General features: G+C 40.9%; 10 protein-coding genes. 6 read left to right on the top strand and 4 right to left on the bottom strand.

From position 1 onward, the window contains the following. Positions 1–439 precede the first annotated feature (439 nt). The 3 genes from ACE1AQ_RS21925 to ACE1AQ_RS21915 are packed head-to-tail and all read left to right on the top strand — an operon-like array spanning position 440 to position 3973. Entirely contained in the window at positions 440–1825 is a 1386-nt protein-coding gene (locus tag ACE1AQ_RS21925; protein ID WP_008201698.1) for an NAD(P)/FAD-dependent oxidoreductase, read from the top strand. A 25-nt stretch (positions 1826–1850) separates the two neighbouring features. Next, positions 1851–2543 (top strand): dTMP kinase, encoded by a 693-nt coding sequence (gene tmk / locus ACE1AQ_RS21920; RefSeq protein ID WP_008201695.1) that lies wholly within the window; start codon positions 1851–1853, stop codon positions 2541–2543. After that, on the top strand, positions 2480–3973 hold the full coding sequence (locus tag ACE1AQ_RS21915) for a thymidylate synthase (protein WP_008201693.1): 1494 nt from the start codon (positions 2480–2482) through the stop codon (positions 3971–3973). Before tmk ends, ACE1AQ_RS21915 begins: the two co-directional genes overlap by 64 nt. A 202-nt stretch (positions 3974–4175) precedes the next feature. On the opposite strand, the gene truB is transcribed toward ACE1AQ_RS21915, so the two are convergent. From truB to ACE1AQ_RS21900, 3 genes are all read right to left on the bottom strand, one after another. Continuing rightward, on the bottom strand, positions 4176–5057 hold the full coding sequence (gene truB / locus ACE1AQ_RS21910) for a tRNA pseudouridine(55) synthase TruB (RefSeq protein ID WP_106908100.1): 882 nt from the start codon (positions 5055–5057) through the stop codon (positions 4176–4178). 113 nt (positions 5058–5170) lie between these two features. Further along, positions 5171–6217: a tRNA (adenosine(37)-N6)-threonylcarbamoyltransferase complex transferase subunit TsaD gene (tsaD, locus tag ACE1AQ_RS21905; RefSeq protein ID WP_110544880.1), complete on the bottom strand. Its 1047-nt coding sequence runs from the start codon at positions 6215–6217 to the stop codon at positions 5171–5173. A gap of 121 nt (positions 6218–6338) precedes the next feature. Beyond that, positions 6339–7910: a hydantoinase B/oxoprolinase family protein gene (locus tag ACE1AQ_RS21900; protein ID WP_106908101.1), complete on the bottom strand. Its 1572-nt coding sequence runs from the start codon at positions 7908–7910 to the stop codon at positions 6339–6341. A gap of 308 nt (positions 7911–8218) precedes the next feature. Between ACE1AQ_RS21900 and ACE1AQ_RS21895 the strand changes: the two genes are divergently transcribed. After that, a complete protein-coding gene (locus ACE1AQ_RS21895) occupies positions 8219–8401 on the top strand; it encodes a hypothetical protein (protein ID WP_002734024.1) in 183 nt (60 codons plus the stop codon). On the opposite strand, the gene ACE1AQ_RS21890 is transcribed toward ACE1AQ_RS21895, so the two are convergent. Further along, on the bottom strand, positions 8402–8860 hold the full coding sequence (locus ACE1AQ_RS21890; protein WP_172456644.1) for a response regulator transcription factor: 459 nt from the start codon (positions 8858–8860) through the stop codon (positions 8402–8404). Between the two features lie 810 nt (positions 8861–9670). On the opposite strand from ACE1AQ_RS21890, the gene ACE1AQ_RS21885 reads away from it, so the two are divergent. Together ACE1AQ_RS21885 and ACE1AQ_RS21880 are read left to right on the top strand one after the other, a co-directional pair. Continuing rightward, on the top strand, positions 9671–10252 hold the full coding sequence (locus ACE1AQ_RS21885; RefSeq protein WP_004268487.1) for a DUF1997 domain-containing protein: 582 nt from the start codon (positions 9671–9673) through the stop codon (positions 10250–10252). An 8-nt stretch (positions 10253–10260) separates the two neighbouring features. Further along, positions 10261–10611, top strand: a complete 351-nt coding sequence (locus ACE1AQ_RS21880; RefSeq protein WP_106908104.1) for a Rieske (2Fe-2S) protein — start codon at positions 10261–10263, stop codon at positions 10609–10611. The last annotated feature ends 480 nt before the right edge of the window (positions 10612–11091 follow it).

The raw sequence follows: 11091 nt of genomic DNA, 5'->3' as shown, positions 1-11091 counted from the left end.
CGACCCCGGCGACTGTTCGAGTTTTGTCAGGGAGATTATGGTGGTGACCCTTGCTACGAAGCGGTCTTTTCCGACCAAGGTTGGGACGGTCTACCACCTCTCTCAATATACAAGGTTGGGTTGAAGCATGAAACCCAACGCCCGATTATGTTACGCTACCGCTAACCCATCCTACAAATAATTGTGCCTCCCTACTTAAGTGTTAAGTTTCCGATTCCTGAATACCGTCTCCTGACTCCTGACTTGAAAGAGGGTGTAGGGTGTAGGGTGTGGGGTGTGGGGGGATGGGGAAATGGGGAGACCACTTCGTGCGCGTTGCGGGGGGAAGTGGGGAAGTGGGGAAGTGGGGGAATTTCAACTAAAACCCTAAAACCCTAACACCCTAACACCCCAAAACCCCCAACACCTTTTTTGACTTTTGACTTTTTACTTTATATTTGTGGTTTACGACTTAGTAATTATCGGTGCCACTCCTGCGGGGATAGAAGCGGCTTTGTTGGCTGTTCACCTCAAAAAAAGGGTGGCTTTAGTGCAACAGCCTTCTAGGGACAATTTAGAGGCATCTGAGGACATTTTTAGCAAGGGCTACAGCCAAATTATCCATCTCTATAAACTGCTTAATCATTGGCAAGAAACGGCTATTTATCCCCAATGGCAACGGTTGCGGCAATGGTTAGAGGAAGTGGATAAAACTATTAATAAATATCATTCTTTGGCAAGATTAGCCACGGAAGGAATAGACGTGATCCTGGGTGGGGGGGAATTTGTCCGGCTGCCCCATTTAGGATTCGTGGTTAACGGTCGGCAATTGTTGGCTAAACACTATCTTATCGCCCCGGATTTTTCTCCGCAAGTCCCGAAAATTTTCGGCTTAGATGATGTTAATTATTTTACCGCTCAAACCCTTTGGCAAGAGCCAAATTTAGACAAGTTGGGACAACATTTAGGGATTATTGGCAACAGCAGCATGGCTGTGAGTTTAGCCCAAATTCTCCGACGTTTGGGGAAAGAAATTAGCTTAATTATCGAGGATAGTTATCTACTACCGGATATTGATCAGGAAATCTCCTCTTTAGTTACTGCCATTTTAGAAGCGGAAGGAATTAAGATTTTACCCGGCTATTGTCCTAGTCAAGTGAAAGCGATCGAGGGTCAAAAATGGCTACAATTAGGTAATCGTGTTATCGAAGTTGATGATCTCATTTTTGCCGGTAATTATCAAGTCAATGAACAGGGATTAAATTTGGTCGGGGTGGGAGTGAAACTAGAACAAGGATTAATCAAGGTTAATCAGCAGTTACAAACCGATAATTCCCGCATTTATGCTCTAAATTTACTCAGAAATAATTATCCCGATCCTACTTTAAATCACCGGGCCGCTTTTGGGTTAGTCAAGCATCTGCTCACGGGAGAAAAATTTAACTTTAATCCCGATCAAATTCCCTCATTTATTGCTTTTGATCCGGCTATTGCTTGGGTGGGTTTAACCGGAAAAGCGGACCAGGACAGCTATGGTGAGCAGGTAAAGATGATCAACTATCCAATTAAAAATATGGTCTCACAGCAAATCTGGGGGGAAACCACGGGATTTTGTCAATTAATCTACCGACAAGATGGTAAAATACTGGGAGCGCAAATAGTCGGTAATCAAGCAGCAGAAATGATTAGTATTATCAGTTTAGCTTTACAAGAAAATTTAACCATACAATCCCTCAATAAAAATATTTATGCTTGGGGAAGTATGGGAGAGATTATCGGAGAAATGACGGAATTAATCCCCCAGAAAAAATCTTGGTTAACTTGGCTAAAAAAATTATTTAGATAATTAGATTGAGAAGGAAGATTAAATTATGAAACCGAAATTTATTGTCTTTGAAGGTATTGACGGATCTGGAACAAGTACCCAAGCAAAACTCCTACAAGAATATTTTTTCAAGCGAGGGGAAAAAGCAGTTTTAAGTCCGGAACCTTCCGAGGGAGTCATCGGTCGTTTGATTCGAGAAATAATGCAAACTAATCTTATTTCTATCCAAGATCAAAATAAATTTGACCGACAAATGGCTTATCTGTTTGCAGCTGATCGCCATTATCACTTATATAATGATCACGATGGCGTTTTTAAACTTATTCACCAAGAACAAACCCACGTTATCACTACGCGTTATTATTTTTCTTCCCTGGCCTACAATTGCAATAATCCCGAAGAATTTGCGTTTGTTCGGCAGTTAAATCAACATTTTCCCAATCCCGATTTAGTCATTTATATCGATGTTCTTCCCGATATTTCTCTGGCAAGAATTAAAAACCGAGCCATCACAGAAGTGTACGAAAAACAAGAAAAATTAATCAAAGTTCGTCAGATGTTTCTGGATATATTTAAAGAATATAAAGATAATTGTTTACAACTGGATGGCAGTGATACAATAGAACAGCTTCACCAAAATATTATTAATTATCTTGACCGAATTAATTTAAATCCATGCTTAGTACAGAAACCACCCCTAAATTCATCTACCAACCCCACTATAAACCCAATCAATTAATCTGCGGTCACGGCCAAACGGCAATTATCACGGGATGGACAGTAAAACAGTCCCTTGCTAAACATTTAAATACCGACCAATACGCAGTAATTGGTAATCTTTATAGTCCCACCAGAGGAATTAGTCCCCTGCTGAGAAACTTAATAGCAAATCCCCACGTTAGATATTTAGTTATTCTCAATGCGACTAAGGAAGATAAAAACTCTGGTAGCTGTCAGTGTTTGCTAGATTTTTTTAGTCAAGGATTTCAGTCAGGAAAAAGTGACACAGGTAGAGAATGTTGGCTAATTAATTCTTCTATCACGGGATATATTGACAAAGAAATTAACCGAGAAACTCTCGAAAAATTACGTCAATCGATTCAATACCAAATGGTTAAATCTATCCCAGAAGCGATTGAAACTGTCAAAAATTATGCAGAACAATCTCCCTTACCAACTTGGGGAGAACCCTTAATCTTTCCCCTCTTAGAAAATCTTCCTTCTCTCCTACCCGGGACAAGATACGGTCATCGCATTGAAGGCAAAACTATTGCCGAAACTTGGGTAAAAATTCTCCAAAAGATTAAAACCACTGGCACAATTAGACCGACGGGATATGATGGTAAATGGCAAGAATTAATTGACCTAATGGCCGTTGTCACAAATGAACCCTCAGACTTTTATTTTCCCGAACCTAATTATTTGCCTATAGATAGAGCTTTTCTTACCGAATATATCGGACAAATTCTCGATGATTCCCCTATACACCAAGGAGTTAAATACACCTACGGTCAAAGATTGCGCTCTTGGTTTGGTCGAGACCAAATTGCACAGGTTATCAATAAATTAATCTCAGAAATTGACGCCGCTAGTGCAGTTATGTCCCTCTGGGATGTGAAAGACCACGAAAAGGGAGGTAGTCCCTGTTTAAATCATATTTGGGTGCGAGTGGTGGAAAATGAATTGTCTCTCACTGCAATATTTAGAAGTAATGATATGTTTGCCGCTTGGCCGGCAAATGCCATGGGATTGCGCGCTTTACAGCAACATATTAGAGATGAGATTAGTAAGCGCTCTGACTACAATTTATCAATGGGTCCATTGATTACTATCAGTCAATCGGCCCATATATACGATGATACTTGGGAAAATGTCGAACGATTAATCGCCACCCAGTACGATAAAATTGTCAATCAGCGCGATTTTTTTGACCCTAGCGGTAACTTTTTGATTTCTGTGGAAAAAGAACAAATTCTTCTCCAACAAACTACCCCCGGCAGTGGGGAAATTGTCGCCTGTTATCAAGGCAAAAATCCCCTCAAATTAATCCGCGAGCTTGCCGCTACTAATCCCGCAATTATTCCCGAACATATCGGTTATCTGGGAATCGAACTACAAAAGGCATACAACTGTCTCAAGAATAATCAGCCGTATATACAAGACCAGTAGGAATTATGAATTATCAATTATGAATTATGAATTATGAATTATGAATTGGGAATTGGGAATTGGGAGTTGGGAATTATGAATTGGGAATTGGGAGTTGGGAGTTGGGAGTTGGGAATTATGAATTATGAATTATGAATTGGGAATTGGGACCTATTTTCAGTGAAGGGTGAACAGTAATCATCAGATCTACCCATTATTAACCCTATTGCTGAATAACTATTTTAGGCTGTAGGTAGTATTCATCTTCTCTGACAACTATCTCACCAATGCCGAGAAATTGAGCCTCTAAAGACTCCACGGCAACCAGAGAACCTATCATAACATTTGTATCGGTGAGATTAATTTTTCTGCCGTGAAACCAATCGATAACTTTCTCTGGTGTCAAAGAAATCCAGTCTAGATGTGCCAAGGCAATGCGAGGCGAAATTAAACTCTCGGAATTAGCCATTAACGCTTCCAGATTAATACTATCGGCTAATTGAAAACCACAGCTTTCCGTGCGAGTTAAACTGGCTAAAGTGCCACCCACAGCTAACACCTTGCCCAAATCTCTGGCCAGGGAACGGATATAAGTCCCCGATCCACAGTCAATATCTAGCTCTATTTGTGGAAATTCGCCCTCTAACCAGCCTAAAACCGTAATTTGGTCAATTTTGACCTGACGAGGCTCCACTGCGATTATTTCCCCTTTGCGAGCCAATTCGTAGAGACGGCGACCATCCTGGTGAATAGCACTATACATCGGCGGAATCTGAGCAATATTGCCAATAAATTCCGCTAAATGGGGTTTAACTGCCTCTAAAGTTAAATCGCCACAGGGACAAGTGGCGATCGCTTTTCCCGTAATATCATCGGTATCGGTGCTGAGTCCTAACTGGATTTTGGCCCGATAAGCCTTATTTTCGGGTAAATAGGGCAGTAATCGGGTGGCAGATCCGACGGCGATCGGTAAGACTCCCGTAGCCATAGGGTCTAAAGTTCCGCCATGGCCGACTCGTTTTGTCTTAAGAATTTTTCGGACTTTGGCCACACAATCGTGAGAAGTCCAATCGGGGGGTTTATTGAGATTTAAAAAGCCAAACATTATAAATTATCAATTATGAATTATGAATTATGAAGTGGGGTGGTGGGGTGATGGGGTGATGGGGAGAATAGATAAAAGCAATCTCCTCAATTCTGAATACTGACGGCTGATAGCTAAAAATCTGACGTATTATATAATTGCATAACTTCGCTTAAAGGTAAACGGGAACGAACACCGAGGGAAAGGTCAGAAAAATGACCAAGATCATAATGATCAACGGCAGCGCGAGCAATCATAGCGGCGTTATCAGTACAGAGTTTAAGCGGCGGAAAATAGACGGTTAAATCATGATTTTTGGCGGCAGTTTCCAGATGATTTCTCAAGGCACTATTAGCAGCCACTCCTCCCCCGATCGCGATAGTTTTTAAACCATAATCTAAGGCACAATTGATTGTCCGACGGGTTAAACTTCTGGCTACCGTATCTTGAAAACTAGCGGCTATATCAGCTACGGGTAAATTATCTGGCTCGAATTTCTCTACTAAGCGCAAAACAGCAGTTTTTAAACCGCTAAAACTGGAATCGTAGGCATGAAAACCGCCGGTTGGTAAAGATATTTTACCTTCAGGTAAGGGAAAAGCTTGGGGATTACCATCTTTAGCCATGCGATCAATGATCGGACCTCCGGGATAACTTAAGTTTAATAATCGTGCCACTTTATCAAAAGCTTCTCCGGCTGCATCATCTCTAGTGGTTCCTAATTGTTGATATTTACCGCAGCCCTGCACATGGATTAAACTGGTATGACCTCCAGAGACTAAAAGAGATAAAAAAGGAGGTTTAAGATCAGATTCAGCTAGATAGGAAGCATAGATATGACCTTCGAGATGATGAATGCCGATAAAGGGTTTATCGTGGACAATAGCGAGGGTTTTGGCTGCCGTCATTCCCACCATTAAAGCACCTACTAAACCGGGGGCAACTGTGGCGGCTATTCCATCAATTTCTGACCAAGTTAAACCCGTTTCTTGCCAAGCTTTTTCTAGACAAAAATTAATGGTTTCTAAGTGTTGTCGGGAGGCCATTTCTGGCACAACACCGCCATAGAGACGATGGAGATCAATTTGAGAAGAAACCACACTACTCAACACACGGTTATGGTTAACAATAGCCACAGCCGTTTCATCGCAACTGGTTTCGATCGCTAAGATAATTGTCATGATTTAATCAGTAAATCGTCAGACACCCCCCTTATTAAGGGGGGATTAAGGGGGAATCCATCTTTAATTTAATTATAACCACTTACTTAATTTTGCTTAGGTACTTAATTAAAATTATCGTTCAGCAATTTCCATAGCCACCACCGCCGGGAGTTTCAATAATAAAAATATCACCAGGGTTCATTTCTACAGTCGCTGTGCCGGGCAATTCTTCGATAGTTCCATCGTTTCTTTCCACGACATTACGTCCTATTTTACCGGCTTTTCCTCCCGCTAGTCCAAAGGGGGGAATCTGGCGATTACCCGATAAAATATTAGCAGTCATGGACTCTTGAAATTTAATTCTTCTAATCACACCATCACCTCCAGAATATTGTCCCTTGCCGCCACTATCGGGGCGAATGCTAAAACTTTCTACTAACACAGGATAGCGCATTTCTAATACTTCCGGATCGGTGAGACGGGAATTAGTCATCTGGGTCTGTACGGCAGCAGTTCCCGCAAAATTTGCCCCCGCACCAGAACCGCCACAAATAGTCTCATAATATTGGTACTTTTGATTGCCAAAAGTGAAATTATTCATCGTTCCTTGACTGGCTGCCTGAATGCCTAAAGCGCCGTATAAAGCATTAACTATAGCCTGGGAAGTTTCCACATTTCCCGCTACTACGGCTGCTGGATAAACGGGATTAAGAAAACAGCCAGATGGGATAATTAAATGGAGGGGTTTGAAACAGCCAGCATTTAAAGGAATTGCCTCCTCCACAAGGGTACGAAAAACGTATAAAACCGCCGCTCTTGTCACTGCCAGGGGTGCATTAAAGTTATTATTTAACTGGTTAGATGTGCCAGTAAAATCGATGCTTGCTTGACAATTTTCAATATCTATGGTAATTCTGACCTTGATGACAGCACCGTTATCTAGATAATAGGTAAATTCGCCATCTTTCAAGACAGATATAGCTTTTCTCACCGCTAATTCGGCATTATCTTGAACAAACTGTTGATAGGCTTTAACCATAGCTAATCCGTAGCGATCAACCATATTATGTAATTCTCTTTCTCCCTTAGCATTAGCAGCTATTTGTGCCTGAAAATCGGCAATATTTTGGGCGATATTGCGTGCAGGAAAAGGACTATTAGTTAAGTGATTAATTAATTCTTGTTCCCGAAACTGTCCCGCCGCTACCAGCAAAAAATTATCGAATAAAATTCCTTCTTCGCTAATATGGACAGAGTGGGGAGGCATAGAACCGGGGGTAATGCCACCGATATCAGCTTGATGTCCCCGGGAGGCAAGATAAAATAATATTTCCTGATTTTGGCGATCAAAAATAGGACTAATTACTGTGACATCCGGCAGGTGAGTACCGCCATTATAAGGATTATTAGCTAGATAAACATTCCCCCGACGAATCGTCTCCCCTTTATCCTGAATTAAGCTTTTAACACTATCGGCCATAGAACCTAAATGGACGGGAATATGAGGAGCATTAGCGATTAAGTTTCCTACCTCATCAAAGATAGCACAGGAGAAGTCTAGACGTTCTTTAATATTGACACTTGCTGCCGTATTTTGGAGAGTAATCCCCATTTCTTCGGCAATAAATTGATAGAGATTTTTAAAGATTTCTAGATAAATAGGATCGGCAACGGTAGTTATTTCTGTGCGGTGAGAATTGAGAGGGGACATAGGAAAATCAGTTATCAGTTATCAGTTATCAGTTATCAGTTATCAGTTATCAGTTATCAGTTATCAGTTATCAGTTATCAGTGATTAGTTATCAGTTAAGCTGTACTGAATTTAATTGGAAATTTTAGTACAAATGCTCAAACTGCCTCTCCCTGCTCCGCGGCTCTGGCACTCCCCTGCAATCTTAACGAGTAATTTAGATAGTCAACAGCTTACTGGTGATCACTGGCTGTTCACTGTTCACCGATCACTGTTCACTGATAGGGGCTGACTGATATATAATCGCAGTCAGTACCAGAGGGTGAATTATGGATAAAACCAGCTTGATCGATAAAGTGAAACAAATGGCTAATAAACGCGATTATTTACTGCAATTGCGCGATAAACCCGACATTGGGGGACTGAGATTAGATGTTAATCAAGCTCTTGAGGAGTTGGATGAATTACTCGATGAGTTTCAAGCAACTTTTCCTGAAGAAAAACTTAGTTAACTATCCGACTCGATGGAATTGAGATTTGTCCGATTGTGCTAATTTTCCCAAGTCATCGATCGCTTTGATCATATCTTGGGAAGATATATCTTTAGAGCAGTATAGATCAAAGGCTGTAGTTTGATTATTTTTTTCCATTGGAAGATTTGCCAAGGAACTATAGGCGATAATGCGGACATGGGGGTCGAATTGTTTGATATGAATAGCGGCGCTGTGTCCATCTAAGACAGGCATCCGTACATCTAAAATAATTACATCCGGTTGACAACTTTTCGCCAAGTCGATCGCCTGTTGACCATTAACCGCAATTCCCACCACCTGACAATGCGGCTGCTGGGAAATTAAAGTCTTGAGTCCTAAACAAGTTAGATCGTGATCGTCAGCAATTAAGACTTTAATTAGGTCTCTTGGCTTCATTATAATTATTTTGCATTCCCTAGAGGTCTCACCTTTTATCATTGTAGAGGCTGTTTGTCTTTTTGCCTTCACTTCACGACACTTCCCATCACCCCATCACCCTATCACCCCAATTCATAATTTATAATTCCCCCACTCTCTTCTCTCTTTGCTCTTCTCCCTTCTCCCCAACTCCCACTCTGCAATAACTACTGGCAGCCAGAAATACGTTCGGTAATATCACACTTTGTGCTTTTTGTCAAAAAAACTTTTTCTTTGCAATAAAACTACACAAAAAAAAGATCGTCGTTGTCGGTAAAATTGACTAATTTACCCGTTTTAATTAGGATCACCTTGTAGGTGTGGCAAGGGTTTCAACCATTGCTGCCCAAAAAAGCACAAAGTAACCCACCATGAAATTATATCAAATCGCTGTAACCATTACAACATCGTTGTTAAATCAAAATCTTTCTCAATTAATTCTTAAGAATTTGTAAATATTGCGGAATGTTAATTTAAATATTCTCAAGCTTTTGGAATCAATATATAATTTTTGCTTATCTTTGTTGGAAAATAGAACTCCTGTAAAAATCCAACATCTACCATTGGGTTAGAATTCTCCGAGTCGGGAGATTATTTTTATTTATTCTTCCCACTTCATAATTCATAATTCATAATTCCCCCACTCCCTTCTCCCCCACTGTTTACTTAAAACCCCCCACTGATCACTGATCACTGAAAAAAGCCTAACTTTGGACAAAAATCTGGTTTGTGTCCCCTCTTAGCGATAAAATTTCTACATCTGGACCGTCGAAAAGTATAAGTTTTGTAAAGTAAAATTAAGAAGGGAGACAAATTTAAGATAACCAACTTATGGAAGTAACTTTTACCGCTGCCGAATCCCTAGAAATTGTTGTTGCTGAACAAACCATCCCGATTCAGCATTATCTGCGCCAACCGCAGAGATTAGTACAGGCTATCGTTGAGACTAGCTTAACAGAACACCTGTCTGAGAATCGGTTTCGCCTAAAAATGCGTCCCCTAAACTTTTTGAATATGTACTATTTTCAGCCCACGGTTATTCTTAATGTCTGGGCCACCTCTGAGGGGACGATATTTTTGCAATCAGAAGACTGTCAGATCAAAGGTATTGATTATATCAACGATCGCTTTAGCCTCAATGTTAAAGGCAAACTCGCTCCTGTGGAAAAAAATAATCAAACCTATCTAGCGGGAAAAGCCAATCTTGAGGTGAAAGTCGCCCTACCACCGCCATTATGGTTAACCCCGCGTCCCTTGTTAGAAATCACCGGCAATAGTCTCCTAAAAGGGGTTTTATTGCGCATTAAACAGCGTTTAATGAGTCAATTGTTGCAAGATTACCAACAATGGGCTAAACAGGATATTATTGCCCAAAATTACCCCGAAACCATTCTCGATCTCTCCCTTAGTTAAATAAAAATATGAGTTGGACAAAAGTACTATCTGTAGATTCCCTTGCCCCCGGCGCCCGTCAAGTGGTAAAAGTGGGGGAAAATTCCATTCTGTTGATTAACAATAACGGTCAATTCCACGCCGTCGGTAATCGTTGTCCTCATTTAAAATTATCGATGACGAAGGGCAAAATTACCGAAGACGGCGCGATCATTTGTCCCTGGCATCGTAGTTCGTTTGATCTCTGTACTGGTGCTGTCAAAGACTGGATTACTTGGCCCCCGGTGGTTAACAAAGCGATGGCGGCAGTTTCTCAACCCCAAGCTTTACCCGTTTATCCCCTTCGCATCGAAGACGGCAGCATCTGGATAGACGCATAACCGCTCACCGAGGGGGGGTTTTGGGCAACCTAAAGAGCAGTTGCTTTAACTGACAATGGGTTAATCTTTTAAAGCAACCTCTCAAATGTCATTCTCTCAAATCCTTATCTAGCAACGTTTTTAGTCGATTTCTCGGAAATATATAGCTGAAAATTCGTCAAAACGTTGTGCCTTGTAGGTTGATTCATGAATCAACCTACCATGAGAGCCAAAACCTGTACTTCCCTGCTCCCTAGCTTACCTCATAAGCGATTAAGGGTAGCAAACAAAAGAATTAAGTAGCTGGTTATAATTAAATTAAAAATGGATTTTAGGTTCGATCCCCCCTGCCCCCCTTGATAAGCTATCCCTTATAGGGATCTTTCTTAACAATTTTTTCAGTAAGCACTCCAACCCTTATCCTGACTTGATTTCAGTTTTTTCCTTGTCAGTAAGGGTGTCAACAAGGAATATTACAGATTGTTAACCGAGTCTTGAAAG

The organism is Microcystis sp. BLCC-F209 (genome assembly GCF_041928595.1).
Lineage (GTDB): Bacteria > Cyanobacteriota > Cyanobacteriia > Cyanobacteriales > Microcystaceae > Microcystis.
This window is presented reverse-complemented; position numbering and strand designations above follow the sequence as displayed.